27 protein-coding genes, 1 tRNA gene and 2 pseudogenes are annotated in these 21,976 nt (G+C 70.1%); 19 read left to right on the forward strand and 11 right to left on the reverse strand.

Features of this window, described 5'->3' with window-relative positions; all coding sequences use genetic code 11:
* The first annotated feature begins 130 nt into the window (after nucleotides 1-130).
* Entirely contained in the window at nucleotides 131-631 is a 501-nt protein-coding gene (gene greA, locus ACIBF5_RS08155; RefSeq protein ID WP_396809322.1) for a transcription elongation factor GreA, read from the forward strand.
* A gap of 111 nt (nucleotides 632-742) precedes the next feature.
* Here greA and ilvA read toward each other — a convergent pair whose 3' ends face one another.
* The 3 genes from ilvA to ACIBF5_RS08170 all read right to left on the reverse strand — a co-directional run bounded on the left by ilvA (nucleotide 743) and on the right by ACIBF5_RS08170 (nucleotide 4,663).
* Nucleotides 743-1,966, reverse strand: coding sequence for a threonine ammonia-lyase (ilvA, locus tag ACIBF5_RS08160; RefSeq protein ID WP_396809324.1), 1,224 nt, complete (start codon nucleotides 1,964-1,966; stop codon nucleotides 743-745).
* A gap of 138 nt (nucleotides 1,967-2,104) precedes the next feature.
* Nucleotides 2,105-3,487, reverse strand: a complete 1,383-nt coding sequence (locus tag ACIBF5_RS08165) for an amidase (protein WP_396809423.1) — start codon at nucleotides 3,485-3,487, stop codon at nucleotides 2,105-2,107.
* 33 nt (nucleotides 3,488-3,520) lie between these two features.
* On the reverse strand, nucleotides 3,521-4,663 hold the full coding sequence (locus ACIBF5_RS08170; RefSeq protein WP_396809326.1) for a cystathionine gamma-synthase: 1,143 nt from the start codon (nucleotides 4,661-4,663) through the stop codon (nucleotides 3,521-3,523).
* Between the two features lie 35 nt (nucleotides 4,664-4,698).
* Between ACIBF5_RS08170 and ACIBF5_RS08175 the strand changes: the two genes are divergently transcribed.
* Both ACIBF5_RS08175 and msrA read left to right on the forward strand, forming a co-directional pair.
* A complete protein-coding gene (locus tag ACIBF5_RS08175; RefSeq protein ID WP_396809328.1) occupies nucleotides 4,699-5,106 on the forward strand; it encodes an HIT family protein in 408 nt (135 codons plus the stop codon).
* 82 nt (nucleotides 5,107-5,188) lie between these two features.
* The gene (msrA, locus tag ACIBF5_RS08180; RefSeq protein ID WP_396809330.1) at nucleotides 5,189-5,851 is read left to right on the forward strand and encodes a peptide-methionine (S)-S-oxide reductase MsrA; all 663 of its coding nucleotides are present in this window, start codon (nucleotides 5,189-5,191) and stop codon (nucleotides 5,849-5,851) included.
* 346 nt (nucleotides 5,852-6,197) lie between these two features.
* Here msrA and ACIBF5_RS08185 read toward each other — a convergent pair whose 3' ends face one another.
* A complete protein-coding gene (locus ACIBF5_RS08185; RefSeq protein ID WP_396809332.1) occupies nucleotides 6,198-6,674 on the reverse strand; it encodes a hypothetical protein in 477 nt (158 codons plus the stop codon).
* Between the two features lie 102 nt (nucleotides 6,675-6,776).
* Here ACIBF5_RS08185 and ACIBF5_RS08190 point away from each other — a divergent pair.
* Nucleotides 6,777-6,857, forward strand: a pseudogene (locus tag ACIBF5_RS08190) (peptide-methionine (S)-S-oxide reductase); the annotation flags it as partial.
* 127 nt (nucleotides 6,858-6,984) lie between these two features.
* Here ACIBF5_RS08190 and ACIBF5_RS08195 read toward each other — a convergent pair.
* On the reverse strand, nucleotides 6,985-7,176 hold the full coding sequence (locus ACIBF5_RS08195; RefSeq protein WP_396809334.1) for a DUF397 domain-containing protein: 192 nt from the start codon (nucleotides 7,174-7,176) through the stop codon (nucleotides 6,985-6,987).
* Complete coding sequence (locus tag ACIBF5_RS08200; RefSeq protein ID WP_396809335.1) at nucleotides 7,173-8,039, reverse strand: helix-turn-helix domain-containing protein; 867 nt, start codon at nucleotides 8,037-8,039, stop codon at nucleotides 7,173-7,175. Before ACIBF5_RS08200 ends, ACIBF5_RS08195 begins: the two co-directional genes overlap by 4 nt.
* 266 nt (nucleotides 8,040-8,305) lie before the next feature.
* On the opposite strand from ACIBF5_RS08200, the gene ACIBF5_RS08205 reads away from it, so the two are divergent.
* The 11 genes and pseudogenes from ACIBF5_RS08205 (at nucleotide 8,306) to ACIBF5_RS08255 (ending at nucleotide 12,992) form a co-directional block, all read left to right on the forward strand.
* On the forward strand, nucleotides 8,306-8,515 hold the full coding sequence (locus ACIBF5_RS08205) for a hypothetical protein (protein ID WP_396809337.1): 210 nt from the start codon (nucleotides 8,306-8,308) through the stop codon (nucleotides 8,513-8,515).
* Nucleotides 8,505-8,786, forward strand: coding sequence for a hypothetical protein (locus ACIBF5_RS08210; RefSeq protein ID WP_396809339.1), 282 nt, complete (start codon nucleotides 8,505-8,507; stop codon nucleotides 8,784-8,786). The genes ACIBF5_RS08205 and ACIBF5_RS08210 overlap by 11 nt, the downstream gene beginning before the upstream one ends.
* Nucleotides 8,783-9,100 (forward strand): hypothetical protein, encoded by a 318-nt coding sequence (locus ACIBF5_RS08215; protein WP_396809341.1) that lies wholly within the window; start codon nucleotides 8,783-8,785, stop codon nucleotides 9,098-9,100. Before ACIBF5_RS08210 ends, ACIBF5_RS08215 begins: the two co-directional genes overlap by 4 nt.
* Nucleotides 9,101-9,192: 92 nt before the next feature.
* The gene (locus ACIBF5_RS08220; protein WP_396809343.1) at nucleotides 9,193-9,432 is read left to right on the forward strand and encodes a DUF397 domain-containing protein; all 240 of its coding nucleotides are present in this window, start codon (nucleotides 9,193-9,195) and stop codon (nucleotides 9,430-9,432) included.
* A gap of 59 nt (nucleotides 9,433-9,491) precedes the next feature.
* A complete protein-coding gene (locus ACIBF5_RS08225) occupies nucleotides 9,492-9,944 on the forward strand; it encodes a hypothetical protein (RefSeq protein WP_396809345.1) in 453 nt (150 codons plus the stop codon).
* Nucleotides 9,945-9,965: 21 nt separating this feature from the next.
* A complete protein-coding gene (locus ACIBF5_RS08230; protein ID WP_396809347.1) occupies nucleotides 9,966-10,340 on the forward strand; it encodes a hypothetical protein in 375 nt (124 codons plus the stop codon).
* Between the two features lie 199 nt (nucleotides 10,341-10,539).
* A complete protein-coding gene (locus tag ACIBF5_RS08235; RefSeq protein WP_396809349.1) occupies nucleotides 10,540-10,824 on the forward strand; it encodes a type II toxin-antitoxin system Phd/YefM family antitoxin in 285 nt (94 codons plus the stop codon).
* Nucleotides 10,821-11,132, forward strand: coding sequence for a type II toxin-antitoxin system RelE/ParE family toxin (locus tag ACIBF5_RS08240; protein ID WP_396809351.1), 312 nt, complete (start codon nucleotides 10,821-10,823; stop codon nucleotides 11,130-11,132). Before ACIBF5_RS08235 ends, ACIBF5_RS08240 begins: the two co-directional genes overlap by 4 nt.
* 20 nt (nucleotides 11,133-11,152) lie before the next feature.
* Nucleotides 11,153-11,230, forward strand: a pseudogene (locus tag ACIBF5_RS08245) (peptide-methionine (S)-S-oxide reductase); the annotation flags it as partial.
* A 335-nt stretch (nucleotides 11,231-11,565) separates the two neighbouring features.
* Nucleotides 11,566-12,486 carry a ribonuclease Z gene (locus tag ACIBF5_RS08250; protein ID WP_396809353.1) on the forward strand — a complete coding sequence of 307 codons (921 nt, stop codon included), beginning with the start codon at nucleotides 11,566-11,568 and terminating at the stop codon, nucleotides 12,484-12,486.
* On the forward strand, nucleotides 12,483-12,992 hold the full coding sequence (locus tag ACIBF5_RS08255; RefSeq protein WP_396809355.1) for a GNAT family N-acetyltransferase: 510 nt from the start codon (nucleotides 12,483-12,485) through the stop codon (nucleotides 12,990-12,992). The genes ACIBF5_RS08250 and ACIBF5_RS08255 overlap by 4 nt, the downstream gene beginning before the upstream one ends.
* A 47-nt stretch (nucleotides 12,993-13,039) precedes the next feature.
* On the opposite strand, the gene ACIBF5_RS08260 is transcribed toward ACIBF5_RS08255, so the two are convergent.
* Both ACIBF5_RS08260 and ACIBF5_RS08265 read right to left on the reverse strand, forming a co-directional pair.
* Nucleotides 13,040-14,410 (reverse strand): cystathionine beta-synthase, encoded by a 1,371-nt coding sequence (locus ACIBF5_RS08260; protein WP_396809357.1) that lies wholly within the window; start codon nucleotides 14,408-14,410, stop codon nucleotides 13,040-13,042.
* Between the two features lie 105 nt (nucleotides 14,411-14,515).
* Complete coding sequence (locus ACIBF5_RS08265; RefSeq protein WP_396809359.1) at nucleotides 14,516-14,872, reverse strand: YkvA family protein; 357 nt, start codon at nucleotides 14,870-14,872, stop codon at nucleotides 14,516-14,518.
* 235 nt (nucleotides 14,873-15,107) lie between these two features.
* On the opposite strand from ACIBF5_RS08265, the gene ACIBF5_RS08270 reads away from it, so the two are divergent.
* The 3 genes from ACIBF5_RS08270 to ACIBF5_RS08280 all read left to right on the forward strand — a co-directional run bounded on the left by ACIBF5_RS08270 (nucleotide 15,108) and on the right by ACIBF5_RS08280 (nucleotide 18,500).
* Nucleotides 15,108-16,307: an SGNH/GDSL hydrolase family protein gene (locus ACIBF5_RS08270; protein ID WP_396809361.1), complete on the forward strand. Its 1,200-nt coding sequence runs from the start codon at nucleotides 15,108-15,110 to the stop codon at nucleotides 16,305-16,307.
* Entirely contained in the window at nucleotides 16,304-17,146 is an 843-nt protein-coding gene (locus ACIBF5_RS08275) for an SGNH/GDSL hydrolase family protein (RefSeq protein ID WP_396809363.1), read from the forward strand. Before ACIBF5_RS08270 ends, ACIBF5_RS08275 begins: the two co-directional genes overlap by 4 nt.
* A gap of 91 nt (nucleotides 17,147-17,237) precedes the next feature.
* Nucleotides 17,238-18,500, forward strand: coding sequence for an acetyl-CoA C-acetyltransferase (locus ACIBF5_RS08280; protein WP_396809364.1), 1,263 nt, complete (start codon nucleotides 17,238-17,240; stop codon nucleotides 18,498-18,500).
* 43 nt (nucleotides 18,501-18,543) lie between these two features.
* Here the strand turns inward: ACIBF5_RS08280 and ACIBF5_RS08285 are convergent, their stop codons facing one another.
* The 3 genes from ACIBF5_RS08285 to ACIBF5_RS08295 all read right to left on the reverse strand — a co-directional run bounded on the left by ACIBF5_RS08285 (nucleotide 18,544) and on the right by ACIBF5_RS08295 (nucleotide 20,012).
* Nucleotides 18,544-18,864 carry a hypothetical protein gene (locus ACIBF5_RS08285; RefSeq protein ID WP_396809366.1) on the reverse strand — a complete coding sequence of 107 codons (321 nt, stop codon included), beginning with the start codon at nucleotides 18,862-18,864 and terminating at the stop codon, nucleotides 18,544-18,546.
* Between the two features lie 134 nt (nucleotides 18,865-18,998).
* A complete protein-coding gene (locus ACIBF5_RS08290; protein ID WP_396809368.1) occupies nucleotides 18,999-19,817 on the reverse strand; it encodes a Bax inhibitor-1/YccA family protein in 819 nt (272 codons plus the stop codon).
* Between the two features lie 111 nt (nucleotides 19,818-19,928).
* A tRNA-Leu gene (locus ACIBF5_RS08295) sits at nucleotides 19,929-20,012 on the reverse strand.
* Nucleotides 20,013-20,113: 101 nt separating this feature from the next.
* On the opposite strand from ACIBF5_RS08295, the gene ACIBF5_RS08300 reads away from it, so the two are divergent.
* Nucleotides 20,114-21,970, forward strand: a complete 1,857-nt coding sequence (locus ACIBF5_RS08300) for a hypothetical protein (RefSeq protein ID WP_396809370.1) — start codon at nucleotides 20,114-20,116, stop codon at nucleotides 21,968-21,970.
* The last annotated feature ends 6 nt before the right edge of the window (nucleotides 21,971-21,976 follow it).

A 21,976-nucleotide genomic window follows, 5' to 3' on the forward strand; every position in this document is an offset into this window, starting at 1 on the left:
CTGCCGGGGAGCTGATTCGGGCGGATCAGTCGGGTTCGGCAATAAATCACTGCCCGTCCGGTGTGTAGCGCACTGGTAACTTGGTACTTCGTCCTGTCCGCCGTAGTCCGTTCACCCGAGGAGATCGTCTGTGTCGACGACCGACCGCGAGGCGCCCGCCACCTGGCTGTCCCAGGACGCGCACGACCGCCTGCAGGCAGAGCTCAACGAGTTGATCGCTGGCCGCCCGGTGATCGCCGCGGAGATCAACGCACGCCGTGAAGAAGGCGACCTGCGGGAGAACGGCGGATACCACGCCGCCCGCGAGGAGCAGGGCAAGCAGGAGGGGCGCATCCGCTACCTGCAGGAACTGCTGCGTACCGCCCAGGTGGGTGAGGCACCCAAGGCCGATTCTGTCGCCCCCGGCACCGTCGTCACGATCCACTTCGACGACGACGAGGAGGACCGGGAGACCTTCCTGCTCGGTTCCCGGGAGATCGCGGCCACCACCGACCTCACGGTCTACAGCCCGGAGTCCGCCCTGGGCAAGGCCATCCTCGGCAGCCGCGCCGGTCAGACGGTCACCTACACCGCGCCAAGCGGCGCGGACATCAAGGTCACCGTGGTGGCCTTCGAACCGTTCGGCGGCTGATCCCTCCGGGACGGCGACGCCGTCCCGTCCACGACGGCGCGACCGGGGTCGAGGTGCCAGATCCGACCCCGGTCAGCCAACTCCCTGCCGTACAGACGACGGGACGGAAGGTCAGCCGGCCGTCTCGCCGAAGGCGACCTGGTACCCGCTGGCCCGTAGCGCGCTGATCAGTCGATCGGAATGCTCCGCGCCCCGGGTCTCCACCGAGAGCGCGACCTCGACCTCGCCGAGCCCCAGGTGCGGGTTCTGCCGCAGGTGCACCACGTCGACCACGTTGCCCCGGTGCTCGGCGATCTGGCTCAGCAGCAGCGCCAACTGACCCGGACGGTCGTTGCAGCGCACGGTCAACCGCAGATAACGGCCGGCCGCCGCGAGCCCATGCTCGATCACCCGCAGCATCAGCAGCGGGTCGATGTTGCCGCCGGAGAGGACCGCGACCACCGGCGCCTCCACCTCGACGACGCCGGCCAGCAATGCGGCCACGCCCACCGCCCCGGCCGGTTCGACCACCTGCTTGCCCCGTTCCAGGAGCATCAGCAAGGCCCGGGAGATGTCCTCCTCGGAAACCGTCACGACCTCGTCGACCAACTTGCTGACGTGCGCGAAGGTCAGGTCGCCGGGAATCCCCACGGCGATGCCGTCGGCGATGGTGGAGTAGGCGGGCAGGCGTACCGGCCGGCCGGCGAGGAGCGAGGGCGGGAAGGCTGCGGCGCCCGCCGCCTGCACCCCGATCACGCGTACGTCGGGTCGGATGGCCTTCGCCGCCACCGCGATGCCGGAGACGAGCCCACCACCGCCCACTCCGGCGACGATCGTCTTCACCTCCGGGCACTGCTCCAGGATCTCCAGCGCGACCGTGCCCTGGCCGGCGATCACGTCAGCGTGGTCGAACGGGTGGATGAAGACCGCCCCGGTGCGGTCGGCGAAGTCCCGGGCCGCGACGAGCGACTCGTCGACGGTGTTGCCGACCAGTTCGATCTGGGCGCCGTACCCCTTGGTCGCGGCGACCTTGGGCAGGGGCGCGCCGACCGGCATGAAGACGGTGGCGGAGATGCCGAGCAGGCCGGCGGCGAGGGCCACCCCCTGTGCGTGGTTGCCGGCGCTCGCCGCCACCACGCCACGGGCGCGTTCCGCCGCCGACAGCCGGGAGATCCGGACGTACGCGCCGCGTACCTTGTACGACCCGGCGCGCTGCAGGTGCTCGCACTTGAGCCAGGCCGGCCCGTCGAGTGCGGCGCTCAGCGGCCGGGACGGCTCAAGCGGGGTGGTCCGGGTGATGCCGGCGAGCAGTTCCCGCGCGGCGCGTACGTCGGCAAGGCCGACCAGGTCCGTCATGTCCCGATCGTCGCATCCCGCCCCGGGCCCGTCACCGGGGGCGGCCCACTGATGCCCGGCATCACAGCAGCACGGCATTTGCGTTAGGAAGGGCCCCTTATACATCGGATTCCGATAACAGGGGGCCCTTCCTTACGGTCAGGCGATGAGTTGGGGGACGCGGGGCCAGCCGGGGGCGTGTCGAGACCAGGGAGCGGTCATCTCGAACTGTCCGGCCACGCCGAGCAGCAGCAGTTCCGAGCCGGGCGGCCCGACCAACTGCACCCCGACCGGGAGCCCGTCCGGGCGTACGCCGACCGGCACCACCAGCGACGGCAGGCCGGCGATGTTCCACGGTGCGGCGTACGGGGCGTACCGGATGTTGGTCAGCATGTTCGCCCGCCAGGAACGGGTCGCCCATCCGTCGGCCGGCGGCGGGGCGGCGGCCAGCGCCGGCGTGAGCAGCAGGTCCACGGAGTTGTCGGTGAAGAACCCGATGGAGCGCTCACGCCAGGCGGCACGGTCGGCCTCCCGGACGTAACCCCGGCGGTAGGCCCAGTCACCGAGCCCGATGTGTCGCCGAGTACGCCGTTGCAGACTGCGCCGGTCCACTCCGGCCGCTTCGGCGTCCCGGGCGGCGGCGGCGAGCCAGGTGGCGATGCCGCGCAGGCCGACCGCGGTCGGGTAGACCGGGTCGGCGGTGACCGTGTCGTGTCCGGCGGCGGCGAGGAGCCGGGCACCGGTGGCGACCGCGTCGGTGTTGGGCGCGTCCGGGCGTACGCCGTTCACCGGTGAGCGCAGCGAGACCGCCACCCGTAGCCGCTGTGGCGGGACCAGCTTGTCCGGACGCCGGCCGGCGAGGACGGAGAAGCCAACGGCGGCGTCGGCCACGGTGGTGGCGAGGATGCCGTGCTCGGTCAGCCCGAACCAGTCGTCCGCGCCAAGTTGGGACGGCACCACGCCCGAGCCGGGCTTGAGCGCGACCAGGCCGCAGCAGGCGGCGGGGATGCGCAGCGAGCCCAACGCGTCGTTGCCGTGGGCGATCGGGACCAGCCCGGAGGCGACGGCTGCCGCCGCACCGCCGGACGAGCCGCCGGGGGTACGGTCCGGGTCCCAGGGGTTGCGGGTGGTGGCACTCTCGTCGTCGGTGAGCGCCCAGAGGCCGAGTTCCGGCATCCGGGTGACGCCGACGATGACCGCGCCCGCCCCGCGCAGCCGGCGGACCACCTCGTGGTCCTCCTCGGCGACCGCGGTGCGGGCGGCGGCGGAACCGTTCCAGGTCGGCAGGCCGGCCACGGCGGTGTTCTCCTTGACCGCGATCGGCACCCCGGCGAGCGGCAGGTTGGCCAGGTCGTCCTGCTCGTCGACCTTCTCCGCCTCGACGATCGCCTCGCCGCCCCGGATCACCCGGAACGCGGCGAGTTCGCCGTCGCTCCGGGCGATGTGGTCGAGGTGGTCGGCCACCACCTGGGTCGCCGACGCGTCACCTCGGCGGACCGCCCGGGCGATCTGCTTGGCGGTCGCGCCCACCCAGGACGGCATGAGCTCCTGCACTCCCCACCCCTCCCCGAAGCCTCAGCCGAGCGCCTGCTCCAAATCGGCGAGCAGGTCGTCAGCCGTCTCGATGCCGACAGACAGTCGCACGAGATCGGCGGGAACTTCAAGCGCCGAGCCGGCGGCACTCGCGTGTGTCATCCGACCGGGGTGTTCGATCAGCGATTCCACCCCGCCGAGCGACTCGGCGAGCACGAAGAGCTTGGCCCGGTTGCAGATCTCCACCGCGTGCGCCTCGCCGCCGGCCGCCCGGAACGAGATCATGCCGCCGAACCGGCGCATCTGCTTGGCCGCCGTCTCGTGTCCCGGGTGGTCGGGCAGGCCGGGGTAGCGCACCTCGGCGACCGCCCGGTGCGTGCTCAGGTAGTCCACCACCCGCTCCGCGTTGTCGCAGTGCCGGTCCATCCGTACGCCGAGGGTCTTCACGCCGCGCAGGGTGAGCCAGGCGTCGAACGGGCCGGGTACGCCGCCCATCGCGTTCTGGTGGTAGGTCAGTTCCTCGCCCAGTCCCCGGTCGGCGGCGATGAGCGCCCCGCCGATCACGTCCGAGTGGCCGCCGAGGTACTTGGTGGTGGAGTGGACCACCACGTCCGCCCCGTGCGCCAGCGGCTGTTGCAGGTACGGCGACGCGAACGTGTTGTCGACCGCGAGCAGCGCTCCGGCCTCGTGGGCGATCGCGGAGAGCGCCGCGATGTCGGCGATGCCGAGCAGCGGGTTGGTCGGCGTCTCCACCCAGACGACCTTGGTCTGGCCGGGGCGGACGGCGGCCCGTACGGCGTCCGGGTCGGAGATCCTCGCCGGAGTCCACTCCAGCCCCCAGCGGTGCAGCACCTTGGCGAAGAGCCGGTACGTGCCGCCGTACGCGTCGTCCGGGATCACCACGTGGTCGCCGGGCCGGCAGACCGTACGGAGCAGGGCGTCCTCGGCGGCGAGGCCGCTGGCGAAGGCGAGCCCGACCTGGCCGCCCTCCAGCGCTGCGAGGCATTCCTGCAGTGCCGCGCGGGTCGGGTTGCCCGAGCGGCTGTACTCGTAGCCGAGTCGGGGTGAACCGACTTCGTCCTGGGCGTAGGTGCTGGTCGCGTAGATGGGTGTGACCACCGCACCGGTACGTGGATCAGGTTCCTGACCGGCGTGGATGGCGAGAGTCTCGAAGCCGTAGTTCATCTGGGTGACGTTAGTCTGCCCCGGTGAAGCCTTGCGTGTTCTGTGGCATTGTCGCGGGTTCCGTGCCGGCCTTCACCGTTGCCGACGAACCGGCCGGAGTGGCGTTTCTGGACACCAGGCCGGTGTTCCGGGGTCACGTGCTGGTCGTACCGCGCGAGCACTACGAGGTTTTACCCGATTTGCCCGTTTCATCGCTTGCTGGATACTTCGGCCTCGTACGTCGGATCGCGGTCGCGGTCGAGACCGGCCTCGGCAGCGGCGGCACGTTCGTGGCCATGAACAACCGGGTCTCCCAGTCGGTGCCGCACCTGCACACCCACGTGGTGCCCCGAACCAAGGGCGACGGCCTGCGCGGCTTCTTCTGGCCCCGCACCACGTACGACTCCGCCGACTCGGCGACCGGGTACGCCGCCCGGATCACCGCCGCGCTCCCACCCGCCTGAGCCGCGCGGTGGCGGGTAAGCCGGGTAAGGATCGCGGACCGGCCAGCGTTACACCCGGCAGACGTACGAGAGGAGACCAACCGTGTTCCTACGGCGAATGAAGGCCGACCTGCCCGGTCCCGGCGAGGCACTGCCCGGACGCAGTTTCCGGATGCCGGTGGCCGACAAGCACGTCGTACTCGGCACGCCGATGCAGGGGCCGTGGCCCGAGGGCAGCCGTACGGCGGTCTTCGGCATGGGCTGTTTCTGGGGTGCCGAGCGCCTGTTCTGGACCCTGCCAGGGGTGATCTCCACCTCCGTCGGGTACGCCGGCGGAGAGACCGCCAACCCGACGTACGAGGAGGTCTGCTCCGGCCTGACCGGGCACACCGAGGCGGTCCAGGTGGTCTACGACCCCACGAAGATCAGCTACGAGGACCTGCTCAAGGTCTTCTGGGAGAACCACAACCCGACCCAGGGCATGCGCCAGGGCAATGACGTGGGCACCCAGTACCGCTCGACGATCTACGCCACAAACGACGAGCAGTTGGAGATCGCCCGGGCGTCCCGCGAGGCGTTCGCCCCGGTGGTGGCGAAGGCCGGCCTGCCGGAGATCACCACCGAGATCGACAAACTGGGCGAGTACTACTACGCCGAGGACTACCACCAGCAGTACCTCGCGCCGACCAAGAACCCGGACGGCTACTGCAACCACGGCCCGAACGGGATGACCTGCCCAGTCGGGGTCGCCAAGACCGAGGGCTGATCACTCAGTCAGCTTCGGGTGTGACGGACCGGCTGCGACAATCCAGACGATCCGGCGGTCCGCGTCTGGGCAGTACCAGATTCGGCCGCCGGCCGTCACCTCGTATTGCCATTGGTCGAGACGTCTACCGCCGATCTCGCGATGCCCCAGGGGGCCGTAAAGTCGATGCTGCCGCGCCGGATTTGTCGGCGCGGTAGGTCGTTCAGTGAGAACGACCTACCGCGCCTCCCAGGTGTTCGACCGGGCGGCCTGACACAGGTGTTCCCAACCTTTGGCGGCCTCGGACGTGGCGAACCGCGCTTCCCACCCGCCCGGTTTCCCCGGCGGGGCCACCCGATCGCCTCGCTTAGCGGGCATCAGCGTCGCCATCCACGGGAGCAGGCACCGGGCCCAGGTCCTTGTCCAACGGTCCGCTCAGCTGGCGCAGAAGATCCGGATCGGCATAGACCATGGCCGTCGACTTCCACCCACGCAGCATCTCGGCCAGCACCGACCATTGCCCCAACTCAGCCGATATCCTCGCTGCCTTGATGAATTCGGCGACGAACTGAGCCACCGCGTCGGCAGGCAGCAGCCCGAGCCAGGGAAACTCCTCGCTCAGCGCCGCTGCGGCGGTCTCGACGGGAACATGCGCCAGAAGGTTGCGGAGCGCCCGCACGGTGGCGATGGCTCCCTCGCCGGAAGTGGCTATCCGATCTTCCCTGGTCAACAGCAGGTCGGCGCCGTCCCTGCGTCGCACGCGCACGTCGCCGGCATCGGCTAGCGCTGCGACGCTCTTGGGATCACGCTGCAACTCGCTCCACTGCACTTCCTTGACATCCACATGGTCAATTCTGAACTTTTTCAGAACTCCTGGCAAGGCGGATGGTCAGGATGCCGGATCAGTCGGCGGACCAGTACAGCAGCACCACACCGTCCGCTGGAGTCCAAGAACCCGGACGGCTACTGCAACCACGGCCCGAACGGCATGAGCTGCCCGGTTGGCGTCGCGCGGGTAGCCGAGTAGCCGACGAAGCGCCGTTTACACACCCGATACCTAGAACGCCCCCGGCACCACGCGCCGGGGGCGTTCGACGTACCGGAGATAAGCAACACCCCCGTACCGAGCTGGCACGGGGGCGCGAAAAGGTCTGCTAGCCCTGCTTGGCGAAACCGACGAAGGCGCGCCACGCCTCGGGGGCGAAGGTCAGCGTGCCTCCGTCGCGGTTCTTCGTGTCGCGGACGAAAACAACGCCCGTGAGGTTGTCGGCGACCTCTACGCACTGCCCGCCGTTGCCCCCACTGCGGCTGCTCTTGCGCCACACGGCACCGGTTAGGTTGCTCATTGCTGCATCTCCTTGACGATCATGGTTAGTAGGTCGGCTGACCGGTCTGCATTGAGCGTCAGACCTTCAAGCACCCTCCAGCACACAGCGTACGCCGCGACCTCCGTCGGTTTGTCGAGATACAGGGCTCCGGTCAGTGACTCGCTGTAAACCGTGGTGGGTTCGGGGGTACGGATGCCGACTGTAGGAAATTCCAAAATCACGAACCCGCCGCCGGTAAGCGCGTAGTTGGGCGGCGCATCTCGAGGCACAATGCGGACGGTTGCGACCTCGGCGACCACCTGGTTGTGGAGGTGGACGAGCTGGTCCGCCATCCCGTGCCACGGCCGGCGCAGTACGTTCTCATCCACAATGACCTCAAGGTGCGGAGGTTCCGGATTCTTGCGCTTTAGAATCCTCTGGCGCTCCATCCGAAGCTCGACCAGGCGTCCGACCTCCCGCTCTGCCAGCTCCGGATGTGACCGAAGCAGGTGTTCGGCGTACGCCCTCGTCTGAAGCAAGCCGGGAAGTGAGTCCGGCTCCCAGTGCCGCAGGCGTGAGGCCGCCGATTCCATTCCGACGTACAACTCGAACCAGGTCGGCAACGTGTCGCCGTAGGCGTGCCACCACCCGTTCGCCTTCGTCTCTGCCGCCAGGGCAATCAGCGCCGACGTCATCTCAGGGGACGTGCCGTACAGCGAACACATGGCCGCGACATCGCGAGCCTTGACCGGCGACCCTCCTCCTTCGATGCGGTACATCGTGGACCGCGACCACTCCAGCACCTCCCCGGCGGCCTCCAGGGACAGTCCAGCCTGTTCGCGAGCCTGCTTCAAATACCGCCCGAGCTGCCGTCGCGGTATGGATGACCCCACGTTGGCCATTCAGCCTCCTGTCTCGGAATGAAGCAATCCACCCATCGAGCTTGGGACTGATTCTCGCCGACTGACGCGACCGAGACAACCATCATGACATGTGTCAGCGTAGATGGTTGCAGCTGCGTGCTCGGGCACAGAGAGTGGCAGTAGCGGAACCGCTCGAATCCATACCCCTCGGATGTCGCCCACGCACCGCAAGGACGGGCGGAACCGCGCGGGGCCGTCCCGCAGGGAAGTCGGGGCGGCCCCGCCTCCAAAGTCGAGGAGATGCGATGACCGTCTACCACCGATGGTGGGTCCACCTGTGGCCCTGGTCCGTCAAGCCCACCGAGCCACAGCCACCCGCCCCGCCCCCACCGCCCGCCCGTCCGTCGTGGGCCGACGAGCGTACGGCGAACCTGCGCCCGCTGCCGCTGTTCACCCACGGGCAGGCCATGGGCTACCGCGTGCCCCGGAACAGGGGTCGTCACCATGTCCGATGAACCCCTGGTCAGGATCGGTGACATCGTCAACGCCGAAGGCGAGGACTACTACCGGGGCACCGGAGCCAACCGCCGACCCGGCGTCGGAGACCTCCACCTACGGGTCACCCGAGTCCCGACCCACACCCATCACGACAACCGGGAATGGATCCCCGTACGCGGCATCGAAAAACCCATGGGCAAACCCGAACGCCCCGAAGCCGAATACGTCATCCGCCGCCGCGTCCTCCTCGACATCGAACGCCCCGCACCGAAAGGGCCAACCTGGTGATCGACCCGAAACCCGTCGCCGGTCGGCAACTCCACCTGCCGTTGCGCCCGGTCTGGTGCTGCCGGGTCTGCGCCCAACCCTGGCCGTGCGCGGACGCCCGACTCGACCTGACCGTCAGCTTCCGACACCAACGCATCGCGCTGATGCTCTACCTCGGCACCCAGTTCGTCGACGCGGTCTCCGACCTGCACGTCTACGACTCGGCGCTGGGACCGCCGCCGGACGTGCGTGCCATCTTCGAGCGAATCATGTGCTGGATGCCGAGCCAGCCGGCGGCCGTCCAAGGCGACAGTCGCCCAGACTCCCGCCAGTAGTTGTCCTGACCAGGCAACGCCTGACGGGCGCACAGGCACCACCGGCGCGGGGACCGAATCCCCGCACAGCGCACCTGAAAGGAGATTGTCTCGTGGAGAAGGTCAATCTGTACGAGGTCGACGCCTCCAGCGTGAACCTCCGCAAGCTCTGCGGCGGTGGCATCAACAACCTCTCCATGGAGAGCTGCGTCGCCGCCGCCATCCTGCCCGGCAACCCCGACGCCTACATCATCGGCGACAGCAAGCTCGGCGCCGACACGCCGACCCTCCGGTTCACCCGCCAGGAGTTGAACAACTTCTTCGCGGCGTACCAGGCCGGTGAGATCAGCTAACCGACCGATCGAGGGCTGGCCGCGCGAGTCGTGTGGCCAGCCCGCCCCCGGAGGGGATGATGGCGCTGGTGGCGCACCATTGGCACGGTTACGGCCCCTGGCTGGGTTCGCATGAGTTTTTCCAGCGTCAGCACGAGCATGAGCGGCGCCCCGGCGACATCCCCGGCGACGCGCAAACGGTTGCGTTCATCGCGGCAAACACGCCGCCCATGCAGAACGGCCACTACCTCCTGCGCCAAAGCCAGACGACGCCGAAGCGGACATGGACCGACTTGCAGGGGCCGCTGGCCTGGCTCACCGAAACGTATGCCCAGTGTCCGCCCGACCCGACTCTCAGGTACGGCACCCCGGCCGACTGGCTTGAGCACACAGAAGCGTCACTGAGGCACGGGGGCGACGCCACCTGGCACTACACCACCAGCAAGAACGGCAACAGGGTCGTGACGTACGCGGTGATCTCCTGCCCGCATCGCCACCTCCAGGAAATCCCATGTCCCCTCCCACCGATGTGACCGCGATTTTGGGAGACCCCCATGTCCCTCGACATGATCATCGGCCGCGAGGCCGCCGCTGACTTTCTGACCGAATGGCCTACCAAACCATTCACTTTGACACTGCCGCCCGACAGCCCGATCGGTCGGGTGATCAACGCGAAGACGATTCGCGGCTTCCTCGACGCCGGCTGCGCACCGAGCAACTACGTCAACATGTTCCACCGGGGCGAGGCGCTGCACCCCGGCCGCTTCACCTCCGACGACCGAGTAGCACCGGCCTCCGTGCAGCTCCTCATCGATCAGGGTGTCACCATCCAGCTCCGCGAGCTGAACCGTTGGCATCCCTACGCCGCGCCGCCCAGCAGGAGACCAGCCACTCCACGCTGTGAAGCGCAAAGAAGCGAGCGAGCCTGATCGAGGCTGGCCCACATGACGGCATCTACGCAGAGGGCCTTCGCGCCCGACCTGACCGGCCCACGGCCCGAACGGGATGACCTGCCCCGTAGGTGTCGCGAAGACCATCTAGCCACCACAGGCCACCGGGCTTATGGCCCGGTGGCCTCGGCCGGAAGTTGGTACAGACTTCGCGCCAGAATCTGCCTATACTTCGAGCATGACTACCGTGCCGTTCACTGACGCCCGCAACCGCCTTTCGGAACTCATCGACGAGGTGGCCTCGACCCATGAGCGGATAGAGATCACCAGGCACGGCCACGCCGCCGCTGTGCTCATTTCCGCCGACGACCTCGCCGCGTTGGAAGAGACCCTGGAGGTTCTCTCCAGCGCCGAGGCCATGCGGCAACTTGGCGAATCCAAGGCCGCCGTCGAAGCCGGTGACGTACTCGACGCCGACGAACTCGCGGCGCTGATGGCGAAGCGGTCGAAGCGGGCACGGTGACTGGCCCCGCCCCCGACCGCTACCGACTTCAGGTCACCGGCCCGGCCGCCCGCGCCTTGGCCGGACGGCTACCAGAGAAGATCTCCGCGGCCGTCTACGAGTTCATCACCACCGCTCTGCTCGACAACCCGCATCGCGTCGGCAAACGACTTCTTCTGCCGCCGTTCGAAGGCACCTGGTCGGCCAGGCGCGGCACGTACCGTGTCCTCTACGAGATCGACGAGGACGACCGCGTCGTGACCGTGACGGCAATCGAGCACCGCGCCGACGCTTACCGGTCGCGTTGGTGCGAAGGCGGGAATCAGTAATACACCGTCCGCCAGGGTTCAAGAACCCGGACGATTACTGCAACCACGGCCCGAACGGGATGAGTTGCCCGGTCGGGGTGGCCCGTACCAGCGTCTGAGACAGGGCGAACCCGGACCAGACCAGTGATCTAAAACCATTGGCGGACCCGTCCCGGTGTGGTTAACGTGGCCGTACACGTGAAGGGAGGTGGTCCAGGCTTTGTGTAGCAACGGGACTCGTGAGGTGGCTGTCCGCTAGCCGCTGTCCTTGACAGTGCACAACCGTCGAGACCGTGTGGCAGCGGTGCGGCGAATTCCAGACAGCCACCCGACCCCCGGGGTGCCGGTTCAGTCCGACCGGCCCGCGCACCGCGCGGAAGCCCCGGGGGTCGTTCCATATCCGGCGACGTACCGACGCCGGCCGCGATCTCTCTCCAACCTGAAAGAGCCCCCGGTGACCAGAGAACTGGTGATCCTGGGCACCGCGAGCCAGGTGCCCACCCGGCAGCGCAACCACAACGGCTACCTGTTGCGCTGGGACGACGAGATGATCATGTTCGATCCGGGCGAGGGCAGCCAGCGACAGATGCTCCGGGCCGGTGCCTCCGCCACCGACCTCACCCGGATCTGCGTCACCCACTTCCACGGCGACCACTGCCTCGGACTACCCGGGATGATCCAGCGTCTCTCCCTGGACCGGGTGCCGCACCCGGTGCCGATCCACTTCCCCGCCGGCGGCGCCGAGTACTTCGCCCGGCTACGGCACGCCAGCGCCTTCCACGAAACCGCCGACATACGCCCGGAGCCGGTCGAACGGGAGGGACAAACCATTCCGGTACGCGGCGGCACGATCACCGCCCGCCGGCTGCGCCACCCCGTCGAGGCGTACGGCTACCAACTCGTCGAACCGGACGGACGCCGGATGCTGCCGCAACGGCTGGCCGCGTACGGCATCACCGGTCCGGCGATCGGTGACCTGATCCGCGCCGGCCACCTCGACCTCGACGGACGCCGCGTGCTCCTGGCCGACGTCAGCGAGGCACGCCGGGGCCAGCGCTTCGCCTTCGTCATGGACACCGGACTCTGCGACGCGGTCTACGCCCTCGCCGAAGCCGCCGACCTGCTGGTGATCGAATCGACCTTCCTGACCGAGGACGCCGCGCTGGCCGCCGAGGCCGGCCACCTGACCGCGGCGCAGGCCGCGCGGGTGGCCACGGAATCCGGGGTACGCCGCCTCGTGCTCACCCACTTCTCCCAGCGCTACCCGGACCCGGCGCGATTCGCCGCCGAGGCACGGGAGCACTTCACCGGTGACCTGGTGATCGCCGAGGACCTCGGCCGGGTACGTGTGCCCCGGCTATCCTCGCCCGTGTGACCGCCCTCCTACGCCCCGCCACCGCCGATGACCTGATCGCCGTCGGCGCCCTGCACGCGCGCTCCCGCCAGGCCGCCTACGGCAGCTTCCTGCCCGCGGAGGCGCTCGCCTCCTCCGGGGAACTACTCGGCCCGTGGTGGAGCGAGCGGTGGAAGTGGGAGCGGGAAACCCACCTGATGACCGTGGTCGACGCGGGCGACCGGCTGGTCGGCTTCAGCTACGTCGGCCCGCACGAACTCGACCCGGCCGGGTACGGCGAACTCTGCGCCATCCACCTGGAGCCCGACCAGCGGGGCCGGGGCCTGGGCAGGGCGTTGATGGTCAACGCGCTGGAGACCCTGCACGGACGCGGCTGGCGCCGGGCCGCGCTCTGGGTCCTCACCGGCAACACTCGCGCCCAGGAGTTCTACCGGCGCGGCGGCTGGACCGCCGACGGCACCACCCGGACCGAGCAGATCGGCACCGCCCCGACCATGCAGCGGCGTTACGTCCGCGACCTGCCCTGAGCCACCCCGCCGACCCGGGGGTCAACGGGGTGCACTCGTCGGACGGGTCAGCGGGCGCCGAGGTGGGCGAGCAGGTCCTGACGGGTCAGTACGCCCCTGGGCTTGCCGTCGACCAGCACCAGCGCGGCGTCGGACTTCTCCAGCAGCCCGACCGCCTCGCTCACCGGCTGCCCGCCACCGATCATCGGCAGCGGCGGCCCCATGTGCCGCTCGATCGTGTCGTGCAGGTGTGCCTGACCGGTGAAGAGCGCGTCGAGCAGGTCCCGTTCGGCGATCGAACCGGCCACCTCGCCGGTGACCACCGGCGGCTCGGCCTTGAGCACCGGCAACTGGGAGACGGCGTACTCGCGCATGTAGTCGATCGCGTCCCGGACCGTCTCGGTCGGGTGTACGTGGATCAGCTCCGGCACCCCGCCCGGCTTGCTGGCCAGCGCGTCGGCCACGGTCGGCTGGGTATTGTCGGTCTCCAGGAAACCGTAGCGGGCCATCCAGTCGTCGTTGAAGATCTTCGACAGGTAGCCCCGGCCGCCGTCTGGCAGCAGCACCACGACCACGTCGTCCGGTCCGGCCTGCCGGGCCACCTCCAGCGCGGCGACCACGGCCATCCCGCAGGAGCCGCCGACCAGCAGCCCCTCCTCGCGGGCCAGCCGCCGGGTCAGCTCGAACGACGCCTTGTCCGACACCTCGATGATCTGGTCGGCGACGTTCTGGTCGTACGCCTCCGGCCAGAAGTCCTCGCCCACCCCCTCGACCAGGTACGGCCGGCCGGTGCCACCGGAGTAGACCGAGCCCTCCGGGTCAGCTCCGATGATCTTCACCGCCCCGCCGGAGACCTCCTTGAGGTAACGGCCGATGCCGGAGATCGTGCCGCCGGTGCCGACGCCGGCCACGAAGTGGGTGATCCGCCCCTCGGTCTGCTCCCACAGCTCCGGGCCGGTCGTCTCGTAGTGCGAACGCGGGTTGGCCGGGTTGGCGTACTGGTTCGGCTTCCAGGCGTTCGGAATCTCGGCGGCGAGACGGTTCGACACGTTGTAGTAGGAGCGCGGGTCCTCCGGCGCGACATTGGTCGGGCAGACCACGACCTCGGCGCCGTACGCCCGCAGCACGTTGCGCTTGTCCTCGCTGACCTTGTCCGGGCAGACGAACACACACTTGTAGCCCTTGAGCTGGGCGACCAGGGCCAGCCCGACACCGGTGTTACCGCTGGTCGGCTCGACAATCGTGCCGCCGGGCTTGAGCAGCCCGGCCTTCTCCGCCTCCTCGACCATCCGCAGCGCGATCCGGTCCTTGACCGAACCGCCCGGGTTGAAGTACTCCACCTTGGCGAGCACCGTCGCGGTGATGCCGGCGGTGACCTGGTGCAGCCGCACCAGGGGCGTGTGCCCGATCAGGTCGACGACATTGTCGTAGTAGCGCACTTCACTGTGCCCTTTCCGCGTGGCCGGCCTCGGCTCGTGGCCGGGGCGGCGGTCCGTGGCTGTACCAGGTCAGCCCCCATGGCTGCGAGGCCAGCCTACGTGCCGTCAGGGCACCACGTGACCGGGGATCACGCTGTCCCGACGCGCCTCCCAGAGCAGGAAACGCTCGGTCTCGGCGAGCACGCTCCCGGCCAGCCAGGTCACCATCAGCGCGTCGTCGGCCAGGCCGAAGACGGCCAGCAGCAGTTCCGGGGCGAAGTCGATCGGGGACGCCACGTACGCGGTCGCCGCCGCCATCAGCGCCAGTCGCAGGCCGCCGTCGTACTCGCCGCGCGCGGTCGCGCGGATCATCCGGGGTAACGCGGCCAGCCGGGCGCCCAACGACGGACCGCCCCGCGACCCGGATGTCAGTGCCCGGGCCAGCGCCGCGAATGCCGCCGTCCGCTTCAGTGTCTTTGCCATTGTCCGCACCCTCCTTCCGCCCATGATGCACATGGGGGCGACATCCTTTCCAGGACCGGAACCGGACGGAGGTGCCCACCAGGCCGCAGAGGGCGAGAACCCCTGGACAAGGGACAGGAAGGACAGCCAGCGCGACCCGGTTCGGCGCACGGGAGCCGGAACCATGACAGCGCGGAAGGACTCACCGCGATAGCCTCGGAGGCCGCAGGATGACCGCGTAGGCGGGGGGCGCTTGATGAGTACGGCCGGTTCGGTGGCGCGGGAACGGGCGCCGTGGCGCCGCGCACGCCGGGTCGCGAAGCTGACCCTCCTTGGCGCCGGCGTCACAGCGGCGACCACGGTGGCGGCGTGGGGAGTGCTGATCGGTCAGGCCCGGCAGGCCCGGCGGGTCATTCCCCTCGCGGAGGCACCGCCGCCGCGTGGGAACGGGGTGTACGGTGCCCGGTTCCCGGGCAAGCCCCTGACCATGGTCATTCTCGGTGACTCCTCCGCCGCCGGCTACGGTGTGCACCGCCCACGGGAGACTCCGGGTGCCCTGCTCGCGACCGGTGTCTCGCGCCGACTGCGCCGACCGGTCCGACTGCACCGGTACGCGGTGGTGGGCAGCCGGTCCGCCGGGCTCGCCCCACAGGTGGAAGCCGCCCTGGAACAGCAGCCGGACCTGGCCGTGATCCTGGTCGGCGGAAACGACGTAACCGCCCGTACACCGCTGCCGATCGCCGTACGCTATCTGGTCGACGCGGTCCGCGAGCTGCGCGCGGCCGGCGCCCAGGTGGTTGTCGGCACCTGCCCCGACCTGGGTGCGATCCGACCGATCAAACCCCCGCTGCGCTGGCTGGCCCGGCGCTGGAGCCGACAACTGGCCGCCGCACAGACCGTGGCGGTGGTCGAGGCCGGTGGGGCCACGGTCTCCCTGGGCGACCTGCTCGGCCCCCGGTTCGCCGCCGAGCCCGCCCGGATGTTCGCCTGGGACCACTTCCACCCGTCGGCGGAGGGGTACGCGGTCGCCGCGGCGGCGCTGTTGCCGACCGTGCTGATGGTGCTCGGGGCGACCGAGGAGCAGCGTCCGCCGATCGCCGTGGGCGAGGGGGTCCGGTCGTTGCCGGCCGCCGCGCACGAGGCCGCCCGCAACGCCGGTACGGAGGTCAGCGGCACGGAGGTCGGCGGCCGGGAACGCGGACCCGCCGGCCGCTGGGCACAACTGCGCCGCCGCCGCGCCTGGTTCGGCCACCAACGCGGCGAGGAGCCGGCAGCGCGTGGCCCGGAGCCGGCGGCACGGGACACTGGGCCCACAACGAGCGGTACCGAGCCGGCGGTGACCGGACTGGAGCCGGCGAGCGGACTGGAGCCGGCGACGAGCGGCCCGGAACCCGGGCACGACGGACGGCCGGCGGCGACCGGAGCGACGTCATCCACAGTGGAGGAGCGAGCATGACAGCGAGCAGGACCGGGCGCCGTCGGGGCGGTATCGCGGGCCGGATCGGCCGGGCCGCCGCGATCACGCTCGTCGCCGGTACGGTCGGCGGGGCGGCCCTGCTCGCCGGCGAGGTCGTACTCGCCCGCAACCGCCGGTACGCCGAACCTGAACTGGGCCTGGCGCTGCGCTCGGTGGTCGGCCGGAGCGGTGCGCCACCACTGCGACTGGTCCTGCTCGGCGACTCGTCCGCACTCGGGGTCGGTGTCAACCGGCTCCGGGACACCGTCGGCGGCCAGCTCGCCTGGCTGCTCTCCGAGGGCGCGGGCATCGGCGGCGGGACCATGGCGGCGCAGGGGCAACGGCTGGTCCACCTCTCCAGCGTGGGTGTCTCCGGCTCCCGGGCGACTGACCTGGCGACCCAGGTGGCGCGAGCACTGCTCGGCGAACGCCCGGACGTGGCGGTGATCCTGATCGGGGCCAATGACGTGACGGCGTTGCGCCGTACCGGCGAGACCGCCTCCTACCTCGGCGCCGCCGTACGCCGACTGCGCAACGCCGGGGTGGAGGTCGTCGTCGGCACCTGCCCGGATCTCGGGGCGGTACGCGCCCTCGCGCCGCCACTACGGCAGATCGCCGGCCTGCTCGGTCGACGTACCGCGAAGGCGCAAGCCCGGGCCGTACTGGAAGCGGGCGGGGTCGCGGTCGACCTCGCTGCCGAGACCGGGCCGGTCTTCCGGGCCGACGCCGGCACGCTCTGCCATGACGGCTACCACCCGTCGGCGGACGGGTACCGGGTCTGGGCGCACGCCCTGCTGCCGGCGGTGGCCGAAGCGGCGGCGGTGACCCGCCAGCACTGACCGCCGCGGGCGACGCTTGCGCCTGACGGGCCGGATTGGTCACAGCGGCGCTCACTTCCGCAACAAGTTACCCGGCGGTTAAGTTGGAGCCATGTCGACCGACCCCTCCCGCACCGCCGTCATCGTCGCCACCGCCCGTTCCCCGATCGGCCGCGCCGGCAAGGGTTCGCTGCGCGATCTGCGACCGGACGACCTTGCCGCCACCATCGTCCAGGCCGCGCTCGACCAGGTACCCCAGCTCGACCCCACCCAGATCGACGACCTCTATCTCGGCTGCGGTCTGCCCGGCGGCGAGCAGGGCTTCAACATGGGCCGGGTGGTGGCCACCCTGCTCGGCCTCGACACCCTGCCGGCGGCGACCGTGACCCGCTACTGCGCCTCGTCGCTGCAGACCACCCGGATGGCCTTCCACGCCATCGCGGCAGGTGAGGGAGATGTCTTCGTCTCGGCCGGCGTCGAATGCGTGTCGCGCTTCAGTCGCGGCAGTTCGGACAGTCTGCCCTCGGAGGCTCAGGCCCTGGTCGGTGGAGGCTGGCAAAATCCGCGCTTCGCCGAGGCCCGGGCCCGGTCCGCAGCCCGGACCGAGGCCGGCGCCGAGCGCTGGACCGACCCCCGGCTCGACGGCGCACTACCCGACATCTACCTGGCCATGGGGCAGACCGCGGAAAACCTGGCCCAGGTCTACGACGTCACCCGCGCGGAGATGGACGAGTTCGGGGTACGCAGCCAGAACCTCGCCGAACAGGCGATCGCGGCCGGCTTCTGGTCCCGCGAGATCACACCGGTGAAGCTTCCCTCGGGTGAGATGGTGGGCACCGACGACGGACCCCGTCCCGGGGTGACGACGGAGGCGGTGGCCGGCCTCAAGCCGGTGTTCCGCCCGGATGGCAGGATCACCGCCGGCAACTGCTGCCCGTTGAACGACGGCGCGGCGGCGGTGGTCGTGATGAGCGAGCAGCGCGCCCGCGACCTCGGCATCACCCCACTGGCCCGGATCGTCGCCACCGGGGTCACCGGGCTCTCCCCGGAGATCATGGGCCTCGGGCCGGTCGAGGCGTCCCGGCAGGCGCTGCGGCGGGCCGGTATGACCATCGACGACGTCGACCTGGTCGAGATCAACGAGGCGTTCGCCGCCCAGGTGATCCCCTCGTACCGGGAGTTGGACATCCCGCTGGAGAAGCTGAACGTGATGGGGGGAGCGATCGCGGTCGGCCACCCGTTCGGCATGACCGGAGCGCGGATCACCGGCACCCTGATCAACTCGATGCGCTGGCACGACAAGAGCATCGGCCTGGAGACCATGTGCGTCGGCGGCGGTCAGGGGATGGCCCTGATCCTGGAACGGCTCAGCTAGTCCGGGCACTCCCCCGGGCGGACGGTCCGGCCCTGCCGATGCCCTACAGGGCACGGCGGGTCGCCGTCACCTCCGCCTCCGCCTCCGCGAGCACCGACGCGGCCGGGGCGGCGGCCAGCAGGTCGGCCGTGACCACCCGAAGCTGGTCGGGTAGGGCGAGATCGTTGTCGAGGCGGGGCACCGTACGTCGTGGTCCGCCCTCGGCGTCCGCGGCCAGGTTGGCGATCTGCTGGATCAGCCGGTGCAGCAGGTCCGCCCTGGAGACGTTGCCGACCGTGGCCGAGGCGGCCCACCGCGGCGCGATCCAGTGCGCCACCTGACCGACCAGCAGTTCGACCGACCGTCCCAACTCCTCCGCACCCATCCCCCGACCCTAATGCCCCGGCGTTCCAGTTCCGAGACCCCGACCGGTGGCTGGGCCACAACGGCGGACGCCCGCCCCGAGTTACTCGGGGCGGGCGTCCGGCAGAGCTGACCAGGCCGACGACGCGATTGGCGTCAGTCGTCACCCTGGAAGTAGCTGATCAGGCGCAGCACCTCGAAGTAGAGCCAGATGAGGCTCACCAGAATGCCGAACGCCGCAGTCCAGGAGTAACGCTGGGGCAGGCCCATGCGTACGCCCTCTTCGACCTCGTGGAAGCTCAGGATGAAGCTGAGCGAGGCGACCACGATGCAGATCAGGCTGAAGCCGATCGCCAGCGGGCCACCACTGCGCAGGCCGGTGTCGAAGCCGAACAACGACAGCACCAGGTTGATCAGAATGACCGCGAACAGGCCGACCATCGCGGCGATGACGCCCCGGACGAACTTGGGGGTCGCCCGGATCGCCTTCGCCCGGTAGAGGATCGCCATCAGGAAGAACACCCCGAACGTGGCGACCACCGCCTGGAGCACGATGCCGTTGTAGAGCGACTCGAATGCCTTGCTCACCGCGCCGACGAGGACGCCCTCGACCACGGCGTAGACGATCACCAGCGCCGGGTTGGCCATCCGGGAGAAGCTGATCACCAGGCCGAGCACCAGGCCGAGCACCAGCGCACCGATCCAGGCGACGCCCATCAGGGCGTCCGGCACCAGCAGCCAGGCCGCGGTGGCGGAGACCCCCGTGATGCCGAGCAGGGTGACGGTCTTGACCACAACATCGTCGATGGACATCGGCTGCACCGCAGGGGGTGCGGCCGGGTAGGCTCCCGCCGTCGTCGGGTACGGCTGCCCGTAGCCGGGCTGCCCGTACGGACCGGCCGGGGCGTACCCGGCGGCCCGCTCGCGCTCGGCCGCCTGGCCGAGCCGGGCCAGCACCGGGTTGGAAGTCTTCACTTTCAGGCCTCCCTCAGGGGGTCGATACACGGTGAGACCGTGCCGCGCTCAAGGGTAGTGGGTCTTTGCCAACTTTGCGGGATTCAGATACCCAGATGGTATGGCAAATGCTGGTGCCCGGGGCGGGGGTCGAACCCGCATGCCTTGCGGCAGCCGCTTTTAAGGCGGCCGTGTCTGCCTTTCCACCACCCGGGCGGGCGGCTCACGAGGGCACCCGCGCCCTCGTGCCTGTCACGGTAGCGGGTCGGTGCCCACCGGGCGCACCCCGTCGACCGATCGGCATTAGGGTCAAGGCCGTGACCAGCCCAGCCCCCGCAGCGCAGGACACCAAACTTAGCGAGGACACAGCGGACACCATTCCCGGCGTACCCCGGTCCCGGTGGGTTCGGTGGCACGCAGCCATCGGCCCGCACCTACCCGATCTGGGGATCTGCCTCCTCTTCCTCCTCCTGGCCGGGTGGCTGACCAGCGGGATGTGGCCCGACCCGGGTGCCCGTACGCTCGCGCTCAACCCCGAGGACCAGGTGCTCTACGAGTGGTTCCTGGCCGCCGACGCCCGAGCCCTGCTCGGCGACTTCGGGCTGCTCAGCGACCGGCTCAACGCCCCCGACGGGGTGAACCTGATGGCGAACACCACGGTCATCGCCCCGGGTCTGCTCTTCGCCCCGGTAACCCTCCTCTTCGGGGTGGCGACGACCTTCGCCCTACTGGTCGCCGGCAACCTCGCCGTCACAGCGATCGCCTGGTTCCTGCTCTTCCGCCGGGTCCTGGGCGCCCGGCGGCTCGCCGCCGCGCTCGGCGGCGGCTTCTGCGGCTTCGCCCCCGGCATGATCTCCCAGACCAACAGCCACCTGCACATGACCGCGCTCTGGCTGGTCCCGGTGATCGTCTGGCTGGTGGTACGGCTGCTCCGGGCCGCCGACCCGACCGCCCGGCCGGACCGACCCGGGCCGGACCGGCGCCGGATCGTCACCTCCGGGATCGGACTCGCCACGGCGGTCTTCGTGCAGGTCTTCGTCGGCGAGGAGGTGCTCTTCCTCACCGCCCTCACGTTGATCATCATGACCGTCGCGTACGCGGTCGCGAACCGGCAACTCCTCCAGCGGGCGCTGCGGGGATTCGCCACCGGACTGCTGGTCGCGGTCGGGCTGGCCGGAGCCGCCCTGGCCTACCCGCTCTGGTTCCAGTTCGCCGGACCGCAGAGCGTCCCGAACGGCATGTTCAGCCCGTACTACTTCTCCGCCGACCTGGCGAGCTGGGCGGCGATCTCACCGCTCTCGCTCGCCGGCAGCGACGCGGCTGCCCGGCTCACCACCGGACCGGCCGAGTACAACACCTTCCTCGGCTGGCCGCTGCTGCTCGTCACCGTCGCCGCCGTGGTCTGGCTGTTCCAGCAACAGGTCCGACGCCCACTCCTGATCGCGGTCACCGCCGCCGGACTGCTGATGGCAGCGCTCTCGCTCGGCCCCGACCTGGTGATCAACGGAGAGCGGACCAGCTTCCCCGGGCCGTACGGGCTGCTGCTCGGCGTACCCGTGGTGGACGGCGCGCTGCCGATGCGGTTCGCCCTGGCGCTGATCCCGCTGATCGCGACGGTGCTGGTGCTCGCCGTCGACCGAGCGTTGCGGGCCGAGGTCCGGTCGACCCGGATCCTGGTGCCGGCGCTGGCCGCCGCCGCCCTCCTGCCGATCTTCCCCACGCCGGTGCCGACCGCGGCGCGACCGCCCCTGCCGACGTTCATCAGCGGCGGACACTGGCGCGACTGTGTCGCCCCGGACGGAGTGATGGTGCCGGTGCCGCTGCCGACACCGAAGGAACCGTGGGCGATGCGCTGGGCAGCCGCGACAAACAACGAGTTCGGCATGCCGGAAGGCTTCTTCATCGGTCCGTACGCGTCCGGCGGCAAGGCGTCGATGGGCACCTACAAGCAGCCGACCTCGGCGCTCCTGGCCGAGGTGGCGAAGACCGGCGCGGTGCCCCCGATCAGCGACGAACAGCGCCAGCGTGCCCGCGACGACCTGGCCTTCTGGAACGCCTCCTGCGTGGTGCTGGCCGGCGACGCACCCCGGGCCGAGAGCCTGCTCCCCGCGCTCGAGGGCCTGCTGGGGCCGGCGACCCGGGTCGCTGACGCCTGGACCTGGAAGATCCGCTGACACCCC

Origin of the sequence: Micromonospora sp. NPDC050417 (assembly GCF_044458865.1) — a bacterium.
Lineage (GTDB): Bacteria > Actinomycetota > Actinomycetes > Mycobacteriales > Micromonosporaceae > Micromonospora_G.

Coding starts and splice junctions, on each gene's coding strand:
- ilvA (WP_396809324.1), bottom strand. CDS start 1,966: ATGACGGACCTGGTCGGCCTTGCCGACGTACGCGCCGCGCGGGAACTG.
- ACIBF5_RS08165 (WP_396809423.1), bottom strand. CDS start 3,487: ATGCCGTCCTGGGTGGGCGCGACCGCCAAGCAGATCGCCCGGGCGGTC.
- ACIBF5_RS08170 (WP_396809326.1), bottom strand. CDS start 4,663: ATGAACTACGGCTTCGAGACTCTCGCCATCCACGCCGGTCAGGAACCT.
- ACIBF5_RS08195 (WP_396809334.1), bottom strand. CDS start 7,176: ATGAGCAACCTAACCGGTGCCGTGTGGCGCAAGAGCAGCCGCAGTGGG.
- ACIBF5_RS08200 (WP_396809335.1), bottom strand. CDS start 8,039: ATGGCCAACGTGGGGTCATCCATACCGCGACGGCAGCTCGGGCGGTAT.
- ACIBF5_RS08205 (WP_396809337.1), top strand. CDS start 8,306: ATGACCGTCTACCACCGATGGTGGGTCCACCTGTGGCCCTGGTCCGTC.
- ACIBF5_RS08210 (WP_396809339.1), top strand. CDS start 8,505: ATGTCCGATGAACCCCTGGTCAGGATCGGTGACATCGTCAACGCCGAA.
- ACIBF5_RS08225 (WP_396809345.1), top strand. CDS start 9,492: ATGGCGCTGGTGGCGCACCATTGGCACGGTTACGGCCCCTGGCTGGGT.
- ACIBF5_RS08230 (WP_396809347.1), top strand. CDS start 9,966: ATGTCCCTCGACATGATCATCGGCCGCGAGGCCGCCGCTGACTTTCTG.
- ACIBF5_RS08235 (WP_396809349.1), top strand. CDS start 10,540: ATGACTACCGTGCCGTTCACTGACGCCCGCAACCGCCTTTCGGAACTC.
- ACIBF5_RS08265 (WP_396809359.1), bottom strand. CDS start 14,872: ATGGCAAAGACACTGAAGCGGACGGCGGCATTCGCGGCGCTGGCCCGG.
- ACIBF5_RS08270 (WP_396809361.1), top strand. CDS start 15,108: ATGAGTACGGCCGGTTCGGTGGCGCGGGAACGGGCGCCGTGGCGCCGC.
- ACIBF5_RS08275 (WP_396809363.1), top strand. CDS start 16,304: ATGACAGCGAGCAGGACCGGGCGCCGTCGGGGCGGTATCGCGGGCCGG.
- ACIBF5_RS08280 (WP_396809364.1), top strand. CDS start 17,238: ATGTCGACCGACCCCTCCCGCACCGCCGTCATCGTCGCCACCGCCCGT.
- ACIBF5_RS08285 (WP_396809366.1), bottom strand. CDS start 18,864: ATGGGTGCGGAGGAGTTGGGACGGTCGGTCGAACTGCTGGTCGGTCAG.